This is a genomic window from Conyzicola lurida, from assembly GCF_014204935.1.
Taxonomy (GTDB): Bacteria; Actinomycetota; Actinomycetes; order Actinomycetales; family Microbacteriaceae; genus Conyzicola; species Conyzicola lurida.
Genome location: NZ_JACHMJ010000001.1, coordinates 2,064,242 through 2,086,297, shown reverse-complemented (window position 1 = coordinate 2,086,297; position 22,056 = coordinate 2,064,242). Strand labels below are relative to the sequence as shown.

Sequence of the window (22,056 nt, the reverse complement as noted above, 5' to 3'; positions counted from 1 at the left end):
TCCTCCTGACTGCAAGGAACCCTTTTCGTGGATATCTACTCGTTCGCCCCCATCGCCGCCGTGCTCGACGCGGCCTACTCCGTCGTCTCCGGGCTCGCCGGCCTGCTCGACCCGATCGCGGGCCCGGCGAGCGCCGCCGTCGCCATCGTGCTCATCACGCTCGCCCTGCGACTGCTGCTCATCCCCGTCGGCGCCTCCCAGGTGCGCGCCGAATTCACCCGCCGCCGCCTCGCACCGCGACTCGCCGAGATCCAGAAGAAGTACAAGAAGAATCCCGAGCTGCTGCAGAAGAAGATGATGGAGCTGTACACGAGCGAGAAAGCCAGCCCCATCGCCGGCATCCTGCCCACGCTCGCCCAGGCCCCGGTGCTCTCCGTCGTCTACGGGCTGTTCATCCTGCCCACCATCAACGGGCACCCGAACGACCTGCTCACCGAGCACCTGTTCGGGGTGCCGCTCGGCACCTCGCTGTCGCACCTGCTGACGACGGGGGTGTTCTCGACCGATCTGCTGGTCTACGCGGTGCTGCTGCTCGTGATCGCGGCCGTGGCGTTCACGTCGCGCCGGGTCGCGCTGCGGTTCGCGACACCGATGGCGGATGACGCGGCTCCCGCCATGACGAGGGCGAACGCGGTCCTCAGCTGGCTGCCGTTCATCACCGTCGTCTTCGCCGCGATCGTGCCACTGGCCGCGACCCTGTATCTCACCGTCACCACCACGTGGACGCTGGTCGAGCGCGCTCTGCTGCGCCGCCGGTACGCGCCCTCGCACGGGTAGATAATCGGCCGCGAAGGGGGTAGATGTGGACACCGACCACATCGAGCGAAGGAGAACCACCATGTTCACACCGAGCGGAGCCTTCAGCGGCTTCTCCGTCGACGACATCGACGCGGCAGCCGAGTTCTACGGAAACACGCTCGGGCTCACCGTGAGCCGGAACGGCATGGGGATCCTCGAGCTGCACCTGGACAGCGGGGCGACGGTGATCGCCTACCCCAAGCCGAACCACGAGCCGGCCACGTTCACGATCCTCAACTTCGACGTCGACGACGTGGAGTCGGCGGTCGACGACCTCAACGCACGCGGCGTCGTGACGACGATCTACGACAGCTCGGAGATGCCCGTCGACGGCAAGGGGATCATGCGGGGCAACGGGCCCGACATCGCCTGGTTCCGCGACCCCGCCGGCAACGTGCTCTCGGTGCTCAAGGGGTAACGCGCGGACTAGAAGGAGTCCACGACCTTCGCGATGCGGCGCTGCCGCGTCTCGTCGGTCTTCGCTCCCTCGACAGAGAGCACGTGGGCGCGCTGGTTGCTGTACGACAGCGTGTCGAACGCGGCGCGCACCGCGGGGTCGGCGTCGAGGGCCGCGGCCAGGTCGGCCGGCACCTCGACGGTGCGCGGCTGGTCGTCGAGCTCGAGGGTGACGAGCACCTCGTCACCCGCGGAGACGCCCGACGCCTCCCTAACGGCGGCACTCACCGGCATCATGTTGGCGCCGCGGTACGGGCCCACGGTCGTGCGGTAGCTGTGGCCGCCGAACGTCGCGACGACGGCGACGCGCTTGCCGGCGTTGAAGCTCGCGATCACCTCGTCGGGAACCTCGAAGCCGGTAGCGGACGTGCCCTGCTGGATCAGGGTTGCGGTGAACTGCGCCATGATCAGACGCTACAACAGCTACGCCACTTGCAATATGGCGAACCGCGCTCCGGTGGGGTCGACAGCGTGACCCATGCGGCCGTACTCGGTGTCGGCGACCCGTTCGAGGAGTGCGCCGCCGAGTTCGGTGATCCGCACCGCCGTCTCGTTGGCGTTGGCGACCCCGAAGTACAGTTCCCAGTACGACGGCTCGATCTCGGCGAGAGTCGCGCTGTCGTCTTGGATGCCGGCGACAGCGTCGGCGCCGCGGCCCAGCGTGGTGAAGCGGTAGTCGTCGGTGTCGCTCAGCACTTCGGTCTCCCAGCCGAAGACCGTCTCGTAGAAGGCCACGGCGGCGCGGTAGTCGCGGGTGTGCTCCTCTGCCCACACGGGTGCGCCCGCCCCGCGGGTCGTCTCGAACCCTGTGTGGGCGATGTTCTGCCAGCCTCCGACGCGGGCGCCGGTCGGGTCGGTGATCACGAGCCACGTGCCGAGGTCGGCGAGGTCCTCGAGTTCGAGCACCTCGGCGCCCTCCGTCTGTGCAGCCTCCGCGGTCTCCCGGGCATCGTCCACCTCCAGGTAGACCGTCCAGATGTCGTCCACCCCGGGGTCCGGCCCGTTCTCCATGAGGCCGCCGACGTTATGGCCGTCGCGGCTGAAGGTGATGTACCCGCCGAACTCGGATGGCGCGGCCGTCGCCTGCCAGCCGAAGAGCCCGGTGTAGAAGTCGACGGCCCTGTCTGTATCCCGAGAGACGAGGTCGGCCCAGCGAGGCTGGCCGGTCCGGAATTCCATGGCAGTATCTCTCAGAGCGCGACGGTGCGGTTTTCCCCGATGTCGGGCTGGGTCTTGGTGATCACGGCCTTGGCGATCTCGAACGCGCGCACCACTCCCGGCTTGTCGACCGACCAGTATTCGGCGCTGCGGGCGTCGACGCGCAGCAGCGCGACGCTGGGGTCGGACTTGCCCTGCTCGAACCATGCCTCGGCCATCGGCGTCCACAACTGGTCGATGCGCGTGGGGTTGTGCTCGACGGTCGCGGTGCCGGCGATCGACAGGTAGCCCTTGCCGTCGGCGTAGGCCACGTTGACCTCGGGGTTGCCCTGGATATCGTCGGTCTTCGGGCTGGGGTCGGCGGTGAAGAACCAGAGCGAACCCTCGAACGGTGCGTCGAGGACGGCGAGCGGGCGGCTGTGCAGCTCGCCGGACGCGGAGGTGGTCGTGAGTACCGCGACCTTCGCTGCTCCGATGATCGTGCGGATGGTCTCGAGGTCGGTGTCGTCAGTCATGCCTCCACGGTCTCACCGGGCGTGGAGCCCGGCAAGCCCCTAGCGGTCGACCGGTACGAGGGTGAGCTGCGAGAGCCGCCCGGCATCCACCGTCGCCGTCATCATGGTGCACACCGGCTGGCGGCGGCGGTCGGTGGGGGAGCCGGGGTTGAGCAGGCGCAGCCCGCCCGGGGCCACCGTGTCCCACGGGATGTGACTGTGCCCGAATACGAGGACGTCGGTGTCGGGGTAGTCGTGATCGCAGCGCTCCTCCCGGCCCGCCGCGGATCCCGTCTCGTGTACGACGGCGAAGCGCAGACCGTCGACCGTGAACCGGGCGACCTCCGGCAGCCGTCGCCGCAGTTCGGGGCCGTCGTTGTTGCCCCACACGCCGACGAGTCGAGCCGCACGGGCCTCGAGCTCGTCGAGCAGCGGCGGTTCGACCCAGTCGCCCGCGTGCACGACGAGGTCGGCCGCGTCGACCGCGGCCCACACCTGCGGCGACAGCGCCCGTGCGCGCTTCGGCACGTGCGTGTCGGCAAGCAGCAGCAACCGGGTGGGCATGGGTCAGGCGGTGCGCAGGATGTCGGCGGTGAAGTTCTGCACCCGGGTGAGAAGCCCCTCGGCACGCGCGGCGACGACGTCGGCCGGGTCGGGGTTCAGCGGGTGCGCGGCGGGGAGGATGCGGATCATGAGCGAGCAGGCGAGGTCGTCGCAGATATAGGTGCCGATCGTGTTGCCGTCGCGCCCGGCCTGGCCGGCACGCGGGGCTGTGAACATGGTGACCTGGTGCGAGGGTTGCGGGGTACGGCAGAACGCGCACATGGCCGAGATGCCCCGGGTGAGCCCGACCTCGGAGGCACGCAGCACGATGCCGACGGGCACGTCGCCCGCCCAGTGCACGAGGTAGCCACGGAGCCGCGACTGCGGATCGCGCCAGCCGAGGTATTCCCGGTCGTCCCACATGACCTCGTGCAGGCCGGGGAGGGGCATCCGGTCGATGTCCCCACGCGAGGCATTGACGATGCTGGAGCGGATGTCGGTCTCGCTGAGTGGCTTCACGATCTCCTCGTCGGCGTGGTCGGTGATTTCAGCGTACCCCGGGCCGCGGCCGTGGATCGTCCCCGGTCAGAGCCCGCGTTCCACCAGGTCGAGCAACCGCGTGGTGGCCCCGTCGATCATGGCGTCGGTGAGCCCCCGCAGCGGGCCGTCGATCACGAGCATGCCGAGCCCGTGCACCGCCGACCAGGCGAGCAGCTCGCTGCCCTGCCGGCGGTCGGACGGCAGCGCACCGACGCGCTCGAGCTCGTCCAAGGCGGAGGCCAGCACCTCGAAGGGCGTGAGACCGGCCGCGCCGGCCTTCGACGGCGACGCGGAATTCGCGAGATTGTCGGGGACGGAGAACGCCGTCCGGAACAGGCCGGGTTCTTCGCGGGCGAACCGGAGGTAGCCGGTGCCGACGGCCCGCAGCCGGGCGCGGGCGTCGGCCGCGGCGTCCGGGGTCTCGGTCACCGCGTGAACCTCGTCGAGCATGGCGTCGGCGACGAGGCCCTGCGCGGTGGCCGAGACAGCGGCGAGCAGGGCGAACCGGTCGGCGAAGTGCCGGTAGGCAGCGTTGGGGGAGACGCCCACCTGGCGCGTCGACTCCCGCAGCACAACGGCGTCGGGCCCGCCCGACCGGGCCAGTTCGAGACCCGCGGCGAGCAGCGCCTGGCGCAAATCTCCGTGCCGGTACGTGGCGCGGTTCGAGGCTGCGGTGCTGGCGTCCAACGGGGCTCCTGTGCGGTGGTCGAGCGGAAAGCGCGGATCTCGTGGACAGCGTACACATGCTCGCGGGGCGTTCGAGACGACGGAGAACCCTACCGGGGGTCTTGGGCAGCCACCACCCCCGGGGTCTCAATCCGCGTTGGCGGGGATTCCGGGATACGCTCGGGTCAGGTATCGCAGGGTTCCTGCGCGCCTGCACGACGAGGTAGAGCAAGGAAGTGGGGGCCACGTGGGAACGCTGGTATATGGCAACTCGAATTTGGAAATCGAATTCGACGACCGGGTGCTCGCACATCTTCAGGCAGTGATCGTGGCGAAACTCCGTCGTGACGAAGGCTTCCTGTTCTCGTGGAAAGACGAGCCCGGTGTCGGCGACGGACGAAGCTGCATCTGGATGCACCGTTCGATCCCCCTCTACTTCAAGTACCCGGCCTCACAGCCGCCCGCCGTCAACCGGCTCTGGCTCGAAGCCCTCACCGTCAGCGCCAACAGCCCCGGCGGCCTGCGGATCGTCGAAGAGCCCGCGTCCTGACCTCCCGCTACTCGTAGTCCTCGTGCGCCGTCAGATACTCGGCGTACTGGTGGGCTGCCGGCTTCGGGCTGCCCAGACGGCGTGACCGATCCTGGAGGTCCGCGACAAGTTGGTCGTCGTCGGGCGACGGCAGTTCCGATTCTTCGGTGACGCTCGCCAGCTGGCTGGTCGGCCCGATGAGCAGTGTGGCGGTGCCCACGTGGCCCGAGGCGAGCACCACCGGCACCGCGACGATGTCGGCGCGGCCGTTTTTGGCGAGCGCTTCGGCGTACTCGAGCACCGCGGCGGCGATGCTGTCGGCGGTGAGGACGGATCCGCTCGAATAGTAGACGCGGCGCATGTGGAACCTCCTGCGGGTGGGGTTCGGGCAACCCCAGCGTGCCCACCAGCAACGGTAGGCACTCGTGCACGGCGGCACTCGGGGCTTGACCGGGCATGGGGCGCCGCTCACAATTGCGGCACGCGCACTGCGACGGCCACCCGCGGCATGCGGTTGAATGACTCGAGTGACTTCCGACCTCATCTCCCGTCTACGCGACGACCTCTTCGCGGCTCCCTTCACCACGATCGCGATCGACGACCTCTGGGGCGAGGATGCCGCGGCAGCCCTTCGCCGAGGCCAGCGTGAACCCGCGAGACGTGCGCTCGTCGCGGCGGAGGGTGCCGGCACGCTCGCGACCCTCTTCATCCTGGGCCTGCCGGTGGGGGCGAGGCAGCTCGACGACGCCCTGCCCGCGCTCGGAGTCGCCGGGGCCGTCGCCCTCGGTCTCGTCGTCCGTGACGGCGACGCGGTGCGGCCGCTCGTCGACCTCAGGCCGCACGCCTTCGTCGACGCTCTCGGTCCCGGCAGCTGGTGGATCGCCTCCGATCTCGGCGAGGCCGCGCTCGGCCACGCCATCGGCGAAAACCACGTGCTCGGCGTCGGCGGGGCGTCGACCACCCTGGCCGGGCTCATGCTCGGCACCCGCGTGGATACCGTGCTCGACCTGGGCACCGGCTGCGGCATCCAAGCCCTGCATGCCGCCCGTCACGCCAAACGGGTCATCGCCACCGACATCTCCGAGCGCGCACTCGCACTCGCCCGGTTCAACGCCGAACTCAACGGGGTGACGTCGATCGAGTTCCGTTTGGGCAGCCTCTACGAGCCGGTCGCGGGGGAGCGCGTCGACCACATCGTGTCGAACCCGCCCTTCGTGATCACGCCCCGCGTCGAGGGAGTGCCCGAGTACGAGTACCGCGACGGAGGGCTCGCCGGCGACGACCTGGTCGCGTCGGTCATCGCGGGCGCGGCTGCCGCCCTGGTGCCGGGAGGCGTCGCCCAGCTGCTCGGCAACTGGGAGTACCGCGACGGCGCCGACGCATTCGACCGTCTGAACGAGTGGCTCGACGGCACCGGTCTCGACGCCTGGATCGTGGAGCGCGAGGTGCAGGACGCGGCGCTCTACGCCGAGACCTGGATCCGCGACGGCGGGATCCTGCCGCGCACGCCAGAGTTCGACCGCCTCTACACCGCGTGGCTCGACGACTTCGCGGCACGCGGGGCCACCGCGGTGGGCTTCGGCTACGTCACCCTGCGTCGTCCGCTCGCCGGCGAGCCCACCCTTCGTCGGCTGGAGCGGCTGACCGGGCCGCTCGGCCACAACGCCGCCGGACTCGGCGTGCACATCGCGGCGACGCTGGCCGCACACGACAGTGTCGCGGGCCTCGACGACGCGGCGCTCGCGCAGGCGACGTTCGCTGTCGCCGGGGACGTGACGGAGGAACGCCACTACTGGCCGGGCGACGAACACCCCACGGTGATGGACCTGCGGCAGGGCGGCGGTTTCGGCCGCACGTTCCCGCTCGGCACCGCACTCGCCGCCGTGGTCGGCGCGAGCGACGGCGAACTGCCGATCGGCGCGATCTGCTCGGCGGTCGCCCAGCTGCTCGAGGTGGACGAGTCCGAGTTGCTCGCCGAGGTGTTGCCGAGCGTGCGCGACCTGGTCGTCGAGGGATTTCTGTTGGTGATCTAGCTGCCGACGGGGTCGACGAACTCGTCGTACTCGGGATGCTTGCCGAGCCAGTGCGCCACCATGGGGCACTGGCCCACGATGCGTAGGTTCTGGTCGCGGGTCTCGGCGACCGCGGTCGAGATGAGCAGGCTGGCGTAGCCGTGACCCTCGTGTGCCGGGTCGACCTCGGTGTGCACGAACGTGCGTCGGCCGTCGGCGTCGGTGTAGAGCGCCTTGCCGATCACCTCGTCGCCGATACTGAGGGTGAATCTGTTGCGCTCGGCAACCTGGTTGATCACGGGTTCCGTCATGGTTCTATCCTGCCGTCCGGCCGCGCAAAAAGCAGCGGCTCGCTCACATGCCGCACCCGGGGTTCTCCCACTTTGCGCGGAGGCACACCTGAGAAGATCTTCGAGTGTTCCGCCGCCACCCCCTCCTCAGCTTGCTGACGGTGGTGTACCTCGCAGGGCTCGCCTGGGTGACTCTGACGCCCTCCGCGAACAGCGAGCGGGCGTTCTCGCTGCTCGGCCGTCTCGTCGACCTCTTCCAGCGCTACGACTCGACCGACTGGGTGACCTGGGACCGCGCCGAGTTCATCGCGAACATCGTGCTCTTTATGCCGATGGGGGTCTTCGTCGTCCTCCTGCTCGGTCGCCGCCGCTGGTGGGCCGCGATCGTCGTCGGTCTGCTCGCCTCCTGCTGGATCGAACTCGCCCAGAGCGTCTGGCTGCCCGACCGCGTCTCCGACCCCCGCGACCTCGCCTCCAACACGCTCGGAACCTGCATCGGCGTGCTCGGCGCGCTCGTGATCACCTGGCCCGCCGCCGTCCGTGACCGACGGACGCAGGCACGCACGGCACGTCAGGCCGGCGTCTAGCGAGGTGTGGGCGACAATGGGGTCATGACGACCGCATCAGGCCCCGGTTCCACCCACGACTTCGGCATCGGCGCCCAGGTGTACGTCGAATCGGTCTCCGCCGACGACCCCTCCCCGTGGCCCGACGAGCCGAGCGGCATCATCGTCGGCACCGGCGGCGCCGCCATCCAGCGCGTCACCAACTCGGGCGGCCCGACCCGCATCTGGGTCGTCGAGTTCGATTCCCCGCAGACCCACCTCGACGGCACCGACGGCCACACCAGCGCCCAGGTGCACGAGAAGTACCTGCACCTCGCGCCTCCCGTCGACGCGGAGTAGACCGGTGCACGACCGCTACGCCGGCGACCCGCTCGCCGGGTTCTCCAAACGCCCCGTGCTCAGCGCAGCACCCACCGTGGCCGCCGAGCGCGACCTCGTGCTCGAACACGCCGCCACCGGATTCGTCGGCGCCATCGTGCGTATCGAGAGCAGCAGCGTCGAGCTGGAAGACCGCCACGGCAAGATCCGGGCCTTCCCCCTCGGCGGCGGATTCCTCGTCGACGGCCAGCGTGTCACCCTCGGCCCGCCGGCGAAGAAAATGGCGGGGCCGGTCAGGACCGCCTCCGGCTCCTTCAGAGTGGCGGATGCCGCGGCCCGCGTCGCGCTCCCGAGCAGGATCTACGTCGAGGGCCGCCACGATGCGGAACTCGTCGAGCGCGTCTGGGGCGACGACCTGCGCGTCGAGGGCGTCGTCGTCGAGTACCTCGAGGGTGTCGACGACCTCGTCGGGCTCGTCGCCGAGTTCGGCCCGGGAAAGACCCGCAGGCTCGGGGTGCTCGTCGACCACCTGGTTCCCCACTCGAAGGAGAGCCGCATCGCCGACGCCGTGGCGCGCGGGCCGCACGGTGCGCACGTGCTCGTGGTGGGGCACCCGTTCATCGACATCTGGCAGGCGGTGAAACCGGCCAGGCTCGGACTGCGCGAGTGGCCCGTGATCCCGCGAGGTACCGAGTGGAAGCACGGTATCTGCGAGGCGCTCGGCTGGCCGCACGCGGACCAGGCCGACATCGCCCGGGCGTGGAAGCGCATCCTCGGTCAGGTGAATTCCTACAACGATCTCGAGCCCGTGCTGCTCGGAAGAGTCGAAGAACTCATCGATTTCGTCACCGCTCCGGGGTAGTTGCACACTGGGGTCATGACCGCACAGAACGACGTCGTCCGTAGTCGCACCATCGAGTGGGACGACCCGATGATCGGCGCCACCAAGGCGACCACGATGCCGGGACTCGACTATCTGCAGGCGATGATCGACGGGGAGATTCCGCCGCCGCCCATCGTCACACTGATGAGCATGACGCTCGTGTCGGTGGAGCGCGGCAGCGCGACCTTTACCTGCCAGCCCGACGAATCGCACTACAACCCGATCGGAGCCGTGCACGGGGGTTTCGTCTGCACCGCACTCGACTCGGCCGCCGGGTGTGCCGTGCAATCGACCCTGCCGGCCGGCACCGGGTACACCTCGCTCGAGATCAAGGTCAGCTACCTGCGCGCGGTGAGCGCGACGACGGGCCCGCTGACCGTGGTCGGCACCGTGGTCAAGCCGGGGTCGCGGATCGCCTTCGCGGAGGCCGTGGTCACCGACAGCGAGAACCGCGTCGTGGCGACGGCGAGCAGCACGCTGCTGGTCTTCCCGATCCCTGGCGCCTGACTGCTACGACTGGCCGCCCGGCCCGTTCAGCGCGAGCCAGCGGCCGGGGCGCACCACCCAGCCCACGATCACGATGAGCGCGGCCGCCACCAGCGCCCCGACGCCGGCGGTGAACAGGGTGGAGAGCAGCGCGATGGCCTCCTCGCTCGGCACGTCGTCGAGCGAGTTGTTTGCGAGGTCGACGAGGTGGAGGTAGAGCGAACTGTTGACCACCCAGAAGACCAGGATCCCCACGACGATCCAGACCAGCTCTGGGCGCCGGGTGGTCTGGGTCACGGCGATGCCGACCAGCAGCAGCGCGAGTACGAGCAGCACCGGGGCGACGAGCGACAGCACGGTCTCGACGGCGCCCGAGGTCAGCGGGCTCAGCACGGCGGCCGAGAACCCCGCGAGGAACGGCCCGAGCGACCAGCGCAGGTAGCGGGCCGACCGTTCGCTCGGCGTGCGGCCGATCACGCGTGGTTGCGTCACGGTCAGTCTCCGGCGAGCAGCGTGTCGCGCACCTGGCGTCGCAGCACCTTGCCGATGAGCGACTTGGGCAGTTCTTCCACGACGACGAAGCGCTTGGGCACCTTGTAGGGCGTGAGGTTGGCGCGCACGTGGGCGCGCACGCCGTCCTCGTCGAGCGTGGCGCCGGCGTCGAGCACGACCGCGGCGACGACAGCCTCGCCGGAGTGGGCGTCGGGCAGACCGACGACGGCGGCGTCGGCGATGCCCGGGAACCCGCGGAGGCACTCTTCGACCTCGCTCGGTGCGACGTTGAACCCGCCGGTGATGATCAGTTCCTTGATGCGGTCGACGATGCTGACGAAACCGTCCTCGTCGATGCGCACGATGTCGCCGGTGCGGAACCAGTGGGCGCCGTCGTCGGTCGACTCGACGAAGACCGCCGCGCTCTCCTCGGGCTTGCGCCAGTAGCCGCTGAACACCTGGGGGCCGCGCACGATGAGCTCGCCCGACTCGCCCGGGGCGCGGTCGACCGTGGGGTTCTCGGGGTCGACGACACGCACCTCGGTGTTGGGCAGCGGGAGTCCGACGGTGCCGGCGCGACGCGTCGGGCCGACGGGGTTCGCCATCAGCACGGGCGACGTCTCGGAGAGGCCGTAGCCCTCGACGAGGTACCCGCCGGTCTCGGCCTCCCACGGCTCGACGACGGCCGCGGAGAGCGGCATGGCGCCGGAGATGGCGATCTGGATGCCCTGGAGCGAGACGCCCTTGTCCTTCGCGGCCTTCGCGAGCCGCTCGTAGATCGGGGGGACCGCGGGCAGGAACGTGGCCGGACGCTTCTTCGCGACGGCGAGCACGAGGTCGGGGTCGAACTTCGGGAACAGCACGAGCCGGGACCCCATGCTCATCGCGAAGGTGAGGCAGAGCGTGAGCCCGTAGGCGTGGAACATCGGGAGCACCGCGTAGACGACGGCGGTGCCGCGGGGGATCGTCGGCACCCAGGCGCGCGACTGCGCGGCGTTCGTGGTGAGGTTCACGTGGCTCAGTGTGGCGCCCTTCGGGGTGCCCGTGGTGCCGCTCGTGTACTGCAGCAGCGCGACATCGTCGGCGCCGGGTCGCGGCACGGAGTCGGCGATCGGCTTGTTCGCGACGAGGTCCTTCCAGAGGACGGTGTTCCGCACGGAAGTGGTCAGGGCCGCGCGCGACTCACGCGCCTTCGAGATCGGCAGACGGAGCATCGTGCGCGTGAGCAGGGGCATGGCGCGGGTGATGTCCACGGAGACGATGGTGTCCACCGCGACATCCTCGGGGAAAGCCTGGATCGTCTCGACCACCTTGTTCCAGGCGATGACGAACTTGGCGCCGTGGTCTTCGAACTGGTGGCGGAGTTCGCGCGGCGTGTAGAGCGGGTTGTGCTCGACCACGATCGCGCCGAGCCGCAGCACCGCGTAGAACGCCACGATGTGCTGCGGGGCGTTGGGAAGCACGAGGGCGACGGGGTCGCCCTTCTTCACGCCGAGCTTGCGGAGGCCCTCGGCCGCGCGGTTGATCTGCTCGCCGAGTCGGGCGTAGGTGGTGGTCGCGCCGAAGAATTCGAGCGCCACGTTCTCGCCGAATTCGTCGACGGAGTGCTTCACGAGGTCGTACAGAGAGCCCTCGGGCAGCTCGATCTCGTGGGGGACTCCGGGGGCGTAGCTGGCCAGCCAAGGGCGAGGCGTGTAGTCGGTCACGACCTCCACTCTATTGTTCACACCGTGCGCACGATGCGAACGACTCCCGAATGGCTAGGCGCTCTGCACCAGTTCGATCGCTCTTTCGCGCGAGAGCGACTGCCCGACTTCGACCGCGTGGGCGAGGTCGGAACCGCGGAGGGCGACGAAGACCGGCCCGACACGGTGCACGAAACCGAGGGTTTCGTTGGGGGTGAGCACGCTGAGCAGGTCGTCGTCGACCATCGCGATGCTGACGGGGGAGGTGGAGTGGGGCCGACGGCTCGGAGAGATGAGCACCATGGTGATTCTGGTCCAATTCTGGGTGTGATCCCTCGAACGGGGGACACCCCAGTGAACCAAATATCGACCTGTACGTTTGCCTGCTAGCCCGCGTGCGCGACCCCTGCTAGGGCTGCGGCGGATCAGGCCCGCGGCGGCGTCAGACCTGCGACCGCGGCGCCGGGGTGTCGCCGTTCGGTTCGCCGGTGAACTGGAGACCCTGTGCGGTGTGGGCGGAGAGCGTGAGGATGTCGAGCCATTCGCGGTTGATGGTGACGGGCTTGCTGCCCGAGTAGCGGAAGTAGAGCGGGATCGAGGAGTCGAGCCAGATACTGCTGCGCCCGTCGCCGACGCTCGCATCGTCTTTCCAGGAGAAGAAGAAGCTCTCACGACGACGCAGCTTGGCGCCGATGACCAATTGCAGATGCGCCATCGCCCTGTCGTCGAAAACCACTTCGATGCCTGATTCGCCGTACAGTATTTTGCCCATATCCACTTCCATTGTTCGTGCTCTCCCCTCGGGCGGGAGAGTCGCCCAGTGCCCCGTCGCACTGGGTGGTACGCGTATAGAAATGAAGACTAGACCACAGTCTGTTCCCTGTGAATAAGCGTCGCATCCTGCGACGCGAACGATTGTCGGGCTTCTCCCATCGAATCGAAAATCACTCGGTCCCCGGGCGAACTCATCGCGGTCACCTCGAAGTGTCCATTCCTCAACTCTATGAATCCGAGTATAGACAGGTGGTCGCTTTCCGCTACCCTCCTGTCGCAGACTCGCCATTCGGTACCGGAGAGTGCGTCGAGTCGAATGTCGACGGCGATCGGACGTCGGTCCTGTTCCACCTTCACTACGTGCCTCCTCGCGCGAGCAGAATGCCTGCACATGGTAAGCACCCGGTCGTTATGGGCGACAGGGATTGTAGAGCCGGGCAAACCGGCTTATAGCGCTAGCGGCGGTCGTCGCGGCCCGTGATGGCGAGCAGACGTGACTGCAGCGGGGCGTCGTCGGCGACGGGCACGGGCGACGCGAACAGGCCGCTGGCCTCGAGCGCGTCGCGCTGCGGTTCGAATACCGTCCACACCGCGCGCACGAGCTCGTCGTCGAGCGTCTCGTCGGCGCCCACGGCCCGGGCGAGATCCCACGCGTGGATAGTGACGTCGGCCACCTGCTCGCGCAGGTACGCCTCGACCGTGACGGTGTCGTAGGAGAGCTGCACGTTGGCGTCCGCCGGCGTGCTCTTCCACGCGGCGGACGCGGCCAGCGAGTACAGGGCCCATTCTTCGGCCAGGTCGTCGCGCAGGGTCTCGATGCTCGCTTTCGCCTGCGCGATCGAGCGGCCGGCCAGCAGGTGCGGAACCCACTGCTGCTCTTCGACGACGTGCGCCACGAGGTCGCGGACCGTCCAGTCGGTGTCGGGAGTCGGGCCCGACCAGTCGTCGACCGCGGCGATGCGCTTCGCGAATTCCTGGTGCGCGCGGTGCTGCAGTGCCACCCAGTCGAAATCTGTGGTCGTCGCGTTCGTGTTCGTCACGGTCTGCTCCCTCGTGTTGCCGTGCATGGGTCAACGCTGTCGCGGTGCCGGTTCATTCCAGCATGGCGAAGAAAGCGCGGGTGTGGCTAGGGCGGATGCCGCCTCAGAACAGTGTGGGCGCGCCGATCGCGGCGATGGCCGCGGTGGGTGGCAGCTCCTCCGCGATCAGTGGGGACAGCGGCATCCGCTCGCCCCTCGCATCGGTCTTGCTCTGGCTGTAGCCGAACGAACGGACGGGTGCGGCGGCGACCCCGCCCGTCGTCGGGTCTTCGTGGCCGCGGGTGAGACCGTGCTTGCGGATCAGCGGCTGGATCTTCGCGGCCAACCACTTTCGGTACTCCTTGGGCGCGTAGGAGTTGACCCCGTAGTACATGTAGCGGTACTTCTCGACGAGGTCGGGGTGCTCGCGTTCGAGCCAGAGCATGAACCACTCCTTGGTGCCGGGGCGCAGGTGCATCGCGGTGTACAGCACGCTCGTGGCGCCGGCGGCCTTGATCTGCCGTAGCGCCTCGTCGAGGTGGGCGTTGGTGTCCGTGAGGTGGGGGAGGATCGGCATCATGAACACCGAGCAGTCGAGACCGGCCTCGCGCACCGCGGTGACCGTCGCGAGCCGTGCCTTGGCGGTGGGGGTTCCGGGTTCGACGGACTGCTGCAGGTCGTCGTCGAAGATCGCGATCGACATGGCCAGCGACACGGGCACCCGCTTGTTCGCCTCGACCAGCAGCGGAAGGTCGCGGCGCAGAAGCGTGCCCTTGGTGAGGATCGAGAAGGGAGTCTCGGCCTCGGCGAGGGCGGCGATGATGCCCGGCATCAGCCGGTAACGGCCCTCGGCCCGCTGGTACGGGTCGGTGTTGGTGCCGAGGGCGACCACCGGCACGCGGTCGCGCTTGGTACGGAGTTCTTTCGCCACGACCTCGGCGACGTTGATCTTGACGATGATCTCGTTGTCGAAGTCACGACCCGCGTCGAACTCGAGGTAGGTGTGCGTGTTGCGGGCGAAGCAGTACACGCAGGAGTGGCTGCACCCGCGGTACGGGTTGATCGTCCACGCGAACGGCATGGCGTTGCTCGCCCCCGGTACGTGGTTGAGCGCGGTCTTCGCCAGCACCTCGTGGAAGGTGATGCCCGCGAACTCCGGCGTCTGCACGCTGCGCACCACGTTGCTCAGTTTGGCCAGCCCCGTCAGAGAGTTGCTCTGTTCGGTGCTGATCGCCTGGTTGGCCCATCTCATCCCATTAACCGCCTCACGCCCTCATTCGAACACATGTTCGAATGAGGGCGCAAGTGCCGCGTGGGTATCTGACGGCTGTGGTGCGGTGAGACTTACGGCTGGAGAACGACCTGGATCTCGAAGTTGATGGTGACGTCGTTGCCGAGCGTGAGGCCGCCGGCCTCGAGCGCTGCGTTCCAGTTGACGCCGTAGTCGAGGCGGTTGATCTTGGTCGAGGCCGAAGCGCCGAGCTTGGTCTGGCCGTAGCCGTCGGTGATGATGCCGCCGAGCTCGCCCTTGAGGGTGACTGCCTTGGTGACGCCACGGAGCGTGAGGTCGCCGTCGACGAAGAAGGTGTCGTCCTCGACGCGGACGCCGGTGGAAGCGAAGTCCATCGTGGGGAATTCTTCGACGAGGAAGAAGTCGCTCGTCTTGAGGTGGCCGTCGCGGTCGGCCTGGTTGGTGTTGACCGAGGCGACGTCGACCGAAGCGGTGATCTTGGTGTCGGCGGGGTTCTCGGTGGTGACGACGGTGACGTCGAACTTCTCGAACGAGCCGCGCACCTTGGAGATGGCGAGGTGACGCACGGAGAAGGTGATGTCCGAGTGCGTGGGGTCGAGGGTCCAGGTTCCGGCGGGGATGGTGGCTACGTCGATAGTCATGTGTGTACTCCAGTGAAGATAAGAGAAATATCGAGCACGGCGGTGCCCATAGTTTCATTCAAGCGTATGGACCTGGAAGCTATTCCCGATCCGGCAAAAAACTTTCAGCGACAACTAAATTAACTGTCGGCGGGGAACGGCGTCAGTGCTGGAGCACCACGGCGGAGTGCGCCGGGAGCGTCAGCGTCGTGCCGGAGAGGTCGGCCGCGGCATCCGTACTCAGGATGACGCTGCCGGACAGCACCGGCAGCGCGAGCTCCTGGTCGCCGAAGTTGGCGACCACCGACACGTCGTCGCGCTCGAGCCGGAACCAGCGCGACTCGTCGTCGTAGGAGGCGCGCAGGCGCTCGAAGCTCGGGTGCGTGAGTGCGGGGAGGGTGTGACGGAGGGCGATGAGCTCGCGGTAGAGCGCCAGCAGGCGGGCGTGGTCGACTCCGGCCAGCTCGGACCAGTCGAGCTTGGAGTTCTCGAAGGTCTGCGGGTCCTGCGGGTCGGGCACGGAGTCCGGATCCCAGCCCATGGCCGCGAACTCGGCGATGCGGCCCTCGGCGGTGGCCTTGCCCAGGTCGGGCTCGGGGTGCGAGGTGAAGAACTGCCACGGCGTGGTGGCCCCCCACTCCTCGCCCATGAACAGCATCGGGGTGAACGGGCTGAGCACGGTGAGCACGGCGCCGACGGCGAGCTGGCCGTAGCCGAGCGTCGCCGTGAGCCGGTCGCCGGCGGCGCGGTTGCCGATCTGGTCGTGATCCTGCGAGAAGGTGACGAGCCGCCAGGTGGGGGTGACGGGGTCGATGGGGTGGCCGTGGTCGCGTTCGCGGAACGACGAGTAGGTGCCGTCGTGGAAGAAGCCGCCGGTGGAGACCTTGGCGAGGGCGCCCAGCGAGGCGAAGTCGGCGTAGTAGCCGGTCGTCTCGCCGGTGAGCGCCACGTGCAGGGCGTGGTGGTAGTCGTCGCTCCACTGGGCGTCGAGGCCGTAGCCGGTCGCCTCCCGGGGTGCGACGATCGAGGCGTCGTTCATGTCGCTCTCCGCGATCAGCGTGAGCGGGCGTCCGAGGTGGGCGCTGAGAGCGTCGGTCTCTTCGGCCATCTCCTGCAGGATGTGCGGGGTCGACTCGTCGACGAGGGCGTGCACCGCGTCGAGGCGCAGGCCGTCGACGTGGAAGTCCGTCAGCCACATGGCGACGTTGTCGAGCACGTAGCGGCGCACCTCGACCTCGTCGAGGTTGACCGAGGAACCCCAGGTGTTGGCGCTCGCCTCGTGCAGGTACGGTCCGAACTTCGGCAGGTAGTTGCCGCTCGGGCCGAGGTGGTTGTAGACCACGTCCTGGATCACGGCGAGCCCGCGAGCGTGGCACGCGTCGACGAAGCGACGGTACGCCTCCGGTCCGCCGTAGGTCTCCTGCACCGCGTACCAGAGCACGCCGTCGTAGCCCCAGTTGTGCGTGCCGTTGAACGCGTTGACCGGCAGCACCTCGACGAAGTCGATGCCGAGCTCGACGAGGTGGTCGAGACGGTCGATCGCGGAGTCGAGGGTGCCCTCGGGGGTGAAGGTGCCGATGTGGAGCTCGTAGATCACGCCGCCCGCGAGCTGGCGGCCGGTCCAGGCGCCGTCGGTCCAGGCGAAGGCCGCCGGGTCGTCGACGGCGCTCGCCGCGTGGACGCCGTCGGGCTGGCGGCGCGAGCGCGGGTCGGGCAGTTCGTCGGCTGCGCCATCCACCGTATAGAAATAGCGGGTCCCCGCAGCGGTGGGGACCTCGGTGCCCGCGGGCACCTGCCAGTTGCCGCCGGTGGTGGATTCGAGGGCGACGACCTGGTCGCCGACGTGGAGTTCGACGCTCGAGGCTGTCGGGGCCCACACGCGGTAGTCGGTCATTTTCTATCCTTCGATGACCGGTGCGAGCAACGCGACCGGGTACTTGTGCAAGAGGTCGGCGAGCGGCAGGTTGCCGCCCGGGTAGCGGCGTCCGCTGATGACGTCGACGAGCTCGTGGCCGGGCAGCATGACGCTGGCGTCGTCCCACCCGCCGCTCGCGGCGAGGCCGACGGGGAGGCGCGTGGCGATGGTGACGGCGCCGCCGCGGTCGAAGATGATCGCGTGGGCGCTCTTCTCGCCCATGGCCTCGAGCGGCGCGTAGCGGGTGAACAGCTCGGGGCGGTCGCGGCGCAGTCGCAGGGCGTTCGCCGTGACGAGAAGCTTGGCGGCGCCGGTCTCGTCGATCTCGGGGTGCGCTCCGGCGTCGACGGCCGCGAGGTAGAGGCGGCGGATGTCGTAGTCGACCGGGCGGCGGTTGTCGGGGTCGACCAGGCTGGTCTCCCACAGCTCGCTGCCCTGGTAGACGTCGGGCACGCCCGGCGCGGTCAGCTGGATGAGCTTGGCCGAGAGCGAGTTCGACCAGCCGGCCTGAGCGATCTCTGCGACGAAGTCCTCGATCACCGTGGTGACACGCGAGTCATCGAATGCGGCGTCGATGACCGCGTGCATGCGCTTCTCGAACTCTTCGTCCGGGTCGAGCCAGTTGGTGGAGTTGCCCGCCTCGCGCGACGCCTTCTCGGCGTAGTTGTGCAGGCGTTCCGCGCTCACCGGCCACGCGCCGATGGTCGCCTCCCAGAGGAGGTTCTCGAGCGGTCCGTCGCCGAGCGGGGCGAGCTCGCGCAGGGTGCCGAGCACGGTCTCCCAGCGGTCGGGCACTTCGGAGAGCACGGTGATGCGGGTGCGGGTGTCTTCGCCGCGCTTGGTGTCGTGGGTCGAGAGCGTGGTCATCGAGCCGGGCAGGGTGGCCTGGCGGTCGGCCTGGCGGCTGTGGAACTCGGGCACCCCGATGCTGAATTCCTCGGGGTCGGCGCCCACCTCGGTGAGCGAACCGAGACGCGAGTAGCGGTAGAACGCGGTGTCTTCCACGCCCTTCGCCATCACCATGCCCGAGGTCTGCTGGAAGCGCACGGCCATCGGCTCGGCCGGGTCGAGCAGGACGGGGAGGATCTCGTCGATCGTCGCGGCGAGCTCGGGACGGTGACGGCGGGCGAGCTCCGCGGCCTCCTCGAGGTGCTCGGCGCCGCTCGGCAGGTAGGAGCGGTAGACCGGGAAGCAGGCCAGCAGTTCGGCGACGGCGTCGGGCACGAGGTCCTTCTCGTCGCGCGGGCGGGTCGCGTGGTATTCGCGGGCCAGCCGCTGCACCTCGGAGTTGAGGATGCCGTCGGCGATGCCGCGCTTCGTGCCGTGGATGAGCGTCTTCCACTCGACCGGCTGCACACGCTCGCGTAGGGCAGTGTCGATGGCGTCCAGGCGCTTGCGGCCGAAACGGTCGACGAGCACGCGGTCGATGTCGGCGAGGGCGTCGTAGCCGGTGGTGCCGGCGGCGGCCCAGAAAGCGGGGAGGCGCTCGTCGCCCTCGAGGATCTTCTCGACGAGCACGTAGGTGCCGCCGGTCGCCGCGGCGAGAGTGTCGAGGTATCCGCCGGGGTCGGCGAGTCCGTCGGGGTGGTCCACGCGGAGGCCGTCGGCGAGGCCCTCGCGGATCCACCGCAGGATCTCGGCGTGCGACTCCTCGAACACCCACGGCACCTCGACGCGCACACCGGCGAGGGTGTTGACGGCGAAGAAGCGGCGGTAGTTCAGCTCGGAGTCGGCACGGCGCCAGTTGATCAGCTCGTAGTTCTGGCGGTCGTGCACCTCGGCGGGGGAGGCGCCGTCGTCGGCGGTGCCGGGCGCGATCGGGTAGCGGTTCTCGAAGTAGTGCAGTTCGTCGCCGACGATCGTGAGGTCGTCGAGCGCGGTCGGCCCGTCTCCCAGCACGGGGATGCGCAGCTTGCCGCCGCCGAAGTCCCAGTCGATGTCGAACGCCTCGGCGTAGCGCGAGTCGCGGCCCTTCTCGAGCACGTCCCACCACCACGCGTTCTGCGTGGCGTCGGCGACGCCGAGGTGGTTGGGCACGATGTCGACGAGCAGCCCGAGGCCGGCGCTGTGGCAGGCGTCCGACAGCGCGGCGAGGCCCTCGGCTCCACCGCGTGCGGGGTCGATGATCGAGTTGTCGACGACGTCGTAGCCGTGGTCGGAACCGTCGGCCGACCGAAGGATCGGCGAGATGTACACCCAGTCCACGCCGAGGGAGCTGACGTAGTCGACGAGTTCGGCGGCGTGGAACAGCGTGAAGTCCGCGGTGATCTGCAGCCGGTAGGTGGAGACGGGGAGGGGGGTGATGTCGGGCATGGTTCAGACCGCCGGTCGCGAGGGGTTGTTGATGGGCGCCGAAGCGGCCGCACCGGAGAGAGCGATCAGCGAAGCCGCGACCGAGTTGTCGCCGTCGGGTTCCGGACCGGACGACTGTCGAAGCACGAGCAACGAGACCGCCTGCGCGGTGACCGTGGTGCCCGCCATCCGGGGGTCTGTCGATACGCCGGCACCCGCGGTGTCGACGACGATCTCCCAGGCCGAGGCGTACTCGTCTTCCGGGAGCGTGAACTCGACCGACTCGACGTGCGCGTTCAGCAGGATGAGGAAGTGCACATCGGTGATCGGTTCGCCGCGCACGTCCTTGCCGCGGATTCCGCCGCCGTTGAGGAACACGCCGACCGAGCGGCCGAAGCCGGAATCCCAGTCTTCCGGCGACATGGCGCTGCCGTCGGGGGCGAGCCAACCGATGTCGGGCAGGGGTTCGCCCTCGGCCCGGCGCACGGGGCGGCCGTCGAAGAAACGGCTGCGGCGGAAGGTGGGGTGTTCCTTGCGCAGGTGGGCGATCGCCGAGACGAACTCCATGAGCGGCGCGTCGGCCTTCTCCCAGTCGACCCAGCTCAGCTCGTTGTCCTGCGCGTAGACGTTGTTGTTGCCGTCCTGCGTGCGGCCGAGTTCGTCGCCGTGCAGGATCATCGGCACACCCTGCGAGATGAGCAGGGTGGCGAGGAAGTTGCGCTGCTGTCGGGCCCGCATCTCGAGCACGTGGGTGTCGTCGGTGGGGCCTTCGACGCCGAAGTTGTTCGAGCGGTTGTGCGATTCGCCGTCGTTGTTGTCTTCGCCGTTGGCGTCGTTGTGCTTCTCGTTGTACGAGACGAGGTCGGCGAGCGTGAACCCGTCGTGGGCGGTGACGAAGTTGATGGATGCCACGGGGCGGCGTCCCGAGTGCTCGTACAGGTCCGCAGACCCCGTGAGCCGCTCGGCGAACTCGCCCAGGGTGGAGTGCTCGCCACGCCAGAAGTCGCGCACGGTGTCGCGGTACTTGCCGTTCCACTCCGTCCACTGCGGCGGGAAGTTGCCGACCTGGTAGCCGCCGGGGCCGACATCCCACGGCTCGGCGATGAGCTTCACCTGGGAGACGATCGGGTCCTGCTGCACGAGCTCGAAGAAGGTCGACAGCTTGTCGACGTCGTAGAACTCGCGGGCGAGGGTGGAGGCGAGGTCGAAGCGGAAGCCGTCGACGTGCATCTCGGTCACCCAGTAGCGCAGGCTGTCCATGATGAGCTGTAGGGTGTGCGGGTGGCCGACGTTGAGCGAGTTGCCCGTGCCGGTGTAGTCCATGTAGTACTCGGGGCTGCCGTCGACGTGACGGTAGTACGCCTTGTCGTCGATGCCGCGCATGGACAGCATCGGGCCGAGGTGGTTGCCCTCCGCGGTGTGGTTGTAGACCACGTCGAGGATGACCTCGATGCCGGCGTCGTGGAGCGAGCGCACCATGCCCTTGAATTCCTGGACCTGCTGGCCGAGTTCGCCGTTCGAGGCGTAGCCCGAGTGCGGTGCGAAGAAGCCGATGGTGTTGTAGCCCCAGTAGTTGTTGAGGCCCTTCTCCTCGAGGGAGGAGTCGTTGATGAACTGGTGCACGGGCATCAGCTCGACCGCGGTCACTCCGAGCTTCTGGTAGTGCTCGATCATGACCGGGTGGGCGACGCCGCCGTAGCTGCCTCGCTGGTCCTCGGGGATCCCGGGGTGCAGCTTGGTGAGGCCCTTGACGTGCGCCTCGTAGATGAACGTGTCCGAGTACGGCGTGCGCGGATGACGGTCGCCGGCCCAGTCGAAGAACGGGTTGATGACGACGCCGAGCATCGTGTACGGCGCGGAATCCTCGTCGTTGCGCGAGAGCTCCTCGCCGAAGTTGTACGGGAACACGGCCGGGTTCCACTCGATGCGGCCCGTCGTCGCCTTGGCGTACGGGTCGAGCAGCAGCTTGTTCGGGTTGCTGCGCTCGCCGTTCAGCGGGTCGTACGGGCCGTACACGCGGTAGCCGTAGCGCTGGCCCGGCTGTACCTGCGGCAGGTAGCCGTGCCAGACGTAGGCGTCGACCTCGGTCAGTTCGAAGCGGGTCTCCACGCGGTCGTCGTCGAACAGACAGAGCTCGATCCGCTCCGCTGATTCGCTGAAGAGTGCGAAGTTCGTGCCATTCCCGTCGTAAGTCGCGCCGAGCGGGTATGCGGATCCGGGCCAGACAGTCATTAATCCCCTTGAGAGTGGTGAAACCGAATCTCAACA

The 22,056-nt window shown here is 68.6% G+C and carries 26 protein-coding genes; 8 read left to right on the top strand and 18 right to left on the bottom strand.

The genetic code is table 11. The features are described 5' to 3' along the window. The first annotated feature begins 27 nt into the window (after positions 1 to 27). Together yidC and HD599_RS10125 are read left to right on the top strand one after the other, a co-directional pair. Positions 28 to 777, top strand: a complete 750-nt coding sequence (gene yidC / locus HD599_RS10130) for a membrane protein insertase YidC (protein ID WP_184236862.1) — start codon at positions 28 to 30, stop codon at positions 775 to 777. Between the two features lie 61 nt (positions 778 to 838). After that, positions 839 to 1,216: a VOC family protein gene (locus HD599_RS10125; RefSeq protein WP_184236859.1), complete on the top strand. Its 378-nt coding sequence runs from the start codon at positions 839 to 841 to the stop codon at positions 1,214 to 1,216. 8 nt (positions 1,217 to 1,224) lie between these two features. Here the strand turns inward: HD599_RS10125 and HD599_RS10120 are convergent, their stop codons facing one another. From HD599_RS10120 to HD599_RS10095, 6 genes are all read right to left on the bottom strand, one after another. Beyond that, positions 1,225 to 1,659, bottom strand: coding sequence for a YdeI/OmpD-associated family protein (locus HD599_RS10120; protein WP_184236856.1), 435 nt, complete (start codon positions 1,657 to 1,659; stop codon positions 1,225 to 1,227). Positions 1,660 to 1,677: 18 nt separating this feature from the next. After that, positions 1,678 to 2,433, bottom strand: coding sequence for a VOC family protein (locus tag HD599_RS10115; RefSeq protein ID WP_184236853.1), 756 nt, complete (start codon positions 2,431 to 2,433; stop codon positions 1,678 to 1,680). 11 nt (positions 2,434 to 2,444) lie between these two features. Beyond that, positions 2,445 to 2,927, bottom strand: coding sequence for a pyridoxamine 5'-phosphate oxidase family protein (locus HD599_RS10110; RefSeq protein ID WP_184236850.1), 483 nt, complete (start codon positions 2,925 to 2,927; stop codon positions 2,445 to 2,447). Between the two features lie 39 nt (positions 2,928 to 2,966). Continuing rightward, positions 2,967 to 3,470, bottom strand: a complete 504-nt coding sequence (locus HD599_RS10105; protein ID WP_184236847.1) for a metallophosphoesterase family protein — start codon at positions 3,468 to 3,470, stop codon at positions 2,967 to 2,969. Positions 3,471 to 3,473: 3 nt separating this feature from the next. Continuing rightward, positions 3,474 to 3,968 carry an FBP domain-containing protein gene (locus tag HD599_RS10100; protein WP_184236844.1) on the bottom strand — a complete coding sequence of 165 codons (495 nt, stop codon included), beginning with the start codon at positions 3,966 to 3,968 and terminating at the stop codon, positions 3,474 to 3,476. A 66-nt stretch (positions 3,969 to 4,034) separates the two neighbouring features. Then, the gene (locus HD599_RS10095; RefSeq protein ID WP_184236841.1) at positions 4,035 to 4,676 is read right to left on the bottom strand and encodes a TetR-like C-terminal domain-containing protein; all 642 of its coding nucleotides are present in this window, start codon (positions 4,674 to 4,676) and stop codon (positions 4,035 to 4,037) included. 226 nt (positions 4,677 to 4,902) lie between these two features. Between HD599_RS10095 and HD599_RS10090 the strand changes: the two genes are divergently transcribed. Next, entirely contained in the window at positions 4,903 to 5,205 is a 303-nt protein-coding gene (locus tag HD599_RS10090; protein ID WP_184236839.1) for a DUF7882 family protein, read from the top strand. 7 nt (positions 5,206 to 5,212) lie between these two features. On the opposite strand, the gene HD599_RS10085 is transcribed toward HD599_RS10090, so the two are convergent. Further along, positions 5,213 to 5,545, bottom strand: coding sequence for a hypothetical protein (locus HD599_RS10085; protein ID WP_184236836.1), 333 nt, complete (start codon positions 5,543 to 5,545; stop codon positions 5,213 to 5,215). Between the two features lie 166 nt (positions 5,546 to 5,711). Between HD599_RS10085 and HD599_RS10080 the strand changes: the two genes are divergently transcribed. Continuing rightward, on the top strand, positions 5,712 to 7,217 hold the full coding sequence (locus HD599_RS10080; RefSeq protein WP_343062002.1) for a DUF7059 domain-containing protein: 1,506 nt from the start codon (positions 5,712 to 5,714) through the stop codon (positions 7,215 to 7,217). On the opposite strand, the gene HD599_RS10075 is transcribed toward HD599_RS10080, so the two are convergent. Continuing rightward, positions 7,214 to 7,507 carry a GNAT family N-acetyltransferase gene (locus HD599_RS10075; RefSeq protein ID WP_184236830.1) on the bottom strand — a complete coding sequence of 98 codons (294 nt, stop codon included), beginning with the start codon at positions 7,505 to 7,507 and terminating at the stop codon, positions 7,214 to 7,216. The genes HD599_RS10080 and HD599_RS10075 overlap by 4 nt on opposite strands. A 104-nt stretch (positions 7,508 to 7,611) precedes the next feature. Here HD599_RS10075 and HD599_RS10070 point away from each other — a divergent pair, with 104 nt between their 5' ends. Genes HD599_RS10070 through HD599_RS10055 form a run of 4 tightly spaced genes read left to right on the top strand, consistent with a single transcriptional unit; the run spans position 7,612 to position 9,760 of the window. Continuing rightward, a complete protein-coding gene (locus tag HD599_RS10070) occupies positions 7,612 to 8,073 on the top strand; it encodes a VanZ family protein (protein ID WP_184236827.1) in 462 nt (153 codons plus the stop codon). Positions 8,074 to 8,097: 24 nt separating this feature from the next. Continuing rightward, complete coding sequence (locus HD599_RS10065) at positions 8,098 to 8,391, top strand: hypothetical protein (protein WP_184236824.1); 294 nt, start codon at positions 8,098 to 8,100, stop codon at positions 8,389 to 8,391. A gap of 4 nt (positions 8,392 to 8,395) precedes the next feature. Continuing rightward, the gene (locus tag HD599_RS10060; protein ID WP_184236820.1) at positions 8,396 to 9,232 is read left to right on the top strand and encodes a DUF3097 family protein; all 837 of its coding nucleotides are present in this window, start codon (positions 8,396 to 8,398) and stop codon (positions 9,230 to 9,232) included. A 15-nt stretch (positions 9,233 to 9,247) separates the two neighbouring features. Continuing rightward, on the top strand, positions 9,248 to 9,760 hold the full coding sequence (locus tag HD599_RS10055; RefSeq protein ID WP_184236816.1) for a PaaI family thioesterase: 513 nt from the start codon (positions 9,248 to 9,250) through the stop codon (positions 9,758 to 9,760). A 3-nt stretch (positions 9,761 to 9,763) separates the two neighbouring features. On the opposite strand, the gene HD599_RS10050 is transcribed toward HD599_RS10055, so the two are convergent. The 10 genes from HD599_RS10050 to glgX all read right to left on the bottom strand — a co-directional run bounded on the left by HD599_RS10050 (position 9,764) and on the right by glgX (position 22,020). Further along, positions 9,764 to 10,231: a hypothetical protein gene (locus HD599_RS10050; RefSeq protein WP_184236813.1), complete on the bottom strand. Its 468-nt coding sequence runs from the start codon at positions 10,229 to 10,231 to the stop codon at positions 9,764 to 9,766. Positions 10,232 to 10,233: 2 nt separating this feature from the next. Further along, positions 10,234 to 11,937 (bottom strand): long-chain-fatty-acid--CoA ligase, encoded by a 1,704-nt coding sequence (locus HD599_RS10045; RefSeq protein ID WP_184236810.1) that lies wholly within the window; start codon positions 11,935 to 11,937, stop codon positions 10,234 to 10,236. Positions 11,938 to 11,991: 54 nt separating this feature from the next. Then, positions 11,992 to 12,219 carry a hypothetical protein gene (locus HD599_RS10040; RefSeq protein WP_184236807.1) on the bottom strand — a complete coding sequence of 76 codons (228 nt, stop codon included), beginning with the start codon at positions 12,217 to 12,219 and terminating at the stop codon, positions 11,992 to 11,994. A 139-nt stretch (positions 12,220 to 12,358) separates the two neighbouring features. Further along, complete coding sequence (locus HD599_RS10035; protein ID WP_184236804.1) at positions 12,359 to 12,688, bottom strand: DUF7882 family protein; 330 nt, start codon at positions 12,686 to 12,688, stop codon at positions 12,359 to 12,361. 457 nt (positions 12,689 to 13,145) lie between these two features. Further along, positions 13,146 to 13,730 (bottom strand): TIGR03086 family metal-binding protein, encoded by a 585-nt coding sequence (locus HD599_RS10030; RefSeq protein ID WP_343062001.1) that lies wholly within the window; start codon positions 13,728 to 13,730, stop codon positions 13,146 to 13,148. Between the two features lie 103 nt (positions 13,731 to 13,833). After that, positions 13,834 to 14,961, bottom strand: coding sequence for an Rv2578c family radical SAM protein (locus tag HD599_RS10025; protein ID WP_184236799.1), 1,128 nt, complete (start codon positions 14,959 to 14,961; stop codon positions 13,834 to 13,836). A gap of 92 nt (positions 14,962 to 15,053) precedes the next feature. Then, positions 15,054 to 15,602 (bottom strand): YceI family protein, encoded by a 549-nt coding sequence (locus HD599_RS10020; protein WP_184236796.1) that lies wholly within the window; start codon positions 15,600 to 15,602, stop codon positions 15,054 to 15,056. Positions 15,603 to 15,744: 142 nt separating this feature from the next. Continuing rightward, entirely contained in the window at positions 15,745 to 17,475 is a 1,731-nt protein-coding gene (gene treZ, locus HD599_RS10015) for a malto-oligosyltrehalose trehalohydrolase (protein WP_184236793.1), read from the bottom strand. 3 nt (positions 17,476 to 17,478) lie between these two features. Then, positions 17,479 to 19,809 (bottom strand): malto-oligosyltrehalose synthase, encoded by a 2,331-nt coding sequence (treY, locus tag HD599_RS10010; RefSeq protein WP_184236791.1) that lies wholly within the window; start codon positions 19,807 to 19,809, stop codon positions 17,479 to 17,481. Positions 19,810 to 19,812: 3 nt separating this feature from the next. Next, on the bottom strand, positions 19,813 to 22,020 hold the full coding sequence (glgX, locus tag HD599_RS10005; protein ID WP_184236789.1) for a glycogen debranching protein GlgX: 2,208 nt from the start codon (positions 22,018 to 22,020) through the stop codon (positions 19,813 to 19,815). Between the last annotated feature and the right edge of the window lie 36 nt (positions 22,021 to 22,056).

What these genes read in the sequence shown, in the direction of transcription:
- HD599_RS10125 (WP_184236859.1), top strand. Translation starts at nt 839, where the DNA reads ATGTTCACACCGAGCGGAGCCTTCAGCGGCTTCTCCGTCGACGACATC.
- HD599_RS10120 (WP_184236856.1), bottom strand. Translation starts at nt 1,659, where the DNA reads ATGGCGCAGTTCACCGCAACCCTGATCCAGCAGGGCACGTCCGCTACC.
- HD599_RS10115 (WP_184236853.1), bottom strand. Translation starts at nt 2,433, where the DNA reads ATGGAATTCCGGACCGGCCAGCCTCGCTGGGCCGACCTCGTCTCTCGG.
- HD599_RS10110 (WP_184236850.1), bottom strand. Translation starts at nt 2,927, where the DNA reads ATGACTGACGACACCGACCTCGAGACCATCCGCACGATCATCGGAGCA.
- HD599_RS10105 (WP_184236847.1), bottom strand. Translation starts at nt 3,470, where the DNA reads ATGCCCACCCGGTTGCTGCTGCTTGCCGACACGCACGTGCCGAAGCGC.
- HD599_RS10085 (WP_184236836.1), bottom strand. Translation starts at nt 5,545, where the DNA reads ATGCGCCGCGTCTACTATTCGAGCGGATCCGTCCTCACCGCCGACAGC.
- HD599_RS10075 (WP_184236830.1), bottom strand. Translation starts at nt 7,507, where the DNA reads ATGACGGAACCCGTGATCAACCAGGTTGCCGAGCGCAACAGATTCACC.
- HD599_RS10065 (WP_184236824.1), top strand. Translation starts at nt 8,098, where the DNA reads ATGACGACCGCATCAGGCCCCGGTTCCACCCACGACTTCGGCATCGGC.
- HD599_RS10055 (WP_184236816.1), top strand. Translation starts at nt 9,248, where the DNA reads ATGACCGCACAGAACGACGTCGTCCGTAGTCGCACCATCGAGTGGGAC.
- HD599_RS10040 (WP_184236807.1), bottom strand. Translation starts at nt 12,219, where the DNA reads ATGGTGCTCATCTCTCCGAGCCGTCGGCCCCACTCCACCTCCCCCGTC.
- HD599_RS10035 (WP_184236804.1), bottom strand. Translation starts at nt 12,688, where the DNA reads ATGGGCAAAATACTGTACGGCGAATCAGGCATCGAAGTGGTTTTCGAC.
- HD599_RS10025 (WP_184236799.1), bottom strand. Translation starts at nt 14,961, where the DNA reads ATGAGATGGGCCAACCAGGCGATCAGCACCGAACAGAGCAACTCTCTG.
- HD599_RS10020 (WP_184236796.1), bottom strand. Translation starts at nt 15,602, where the DNA reads ATGACTATCGACGTAGCCACCATCCCCGCCGGAACCTGGACCCTCGAC.
- treZ (WP_184236793.1), bottom strand. Translation starts at nt 17,475, where the DNA reads ATGACCGACTACCGCGTGTGGGCCCCGACAGCCTCGAGCGTCGAACTC.
- treY (WP_184236791.1), bottom strand. Translation starts at nt 19,809, where the DNA reads ATGCCCGACATCACCCCCCTCCCCGTCTCCACCTACCGGCTGCAGATC.
- glgX (WP_184236789.1), bottom strand. Translation starts at nt 22,020, where the DNA reads ATGACTGTCTGGCCCGGATCCGCATACCCGCTCGGCGCGACTTACGAC.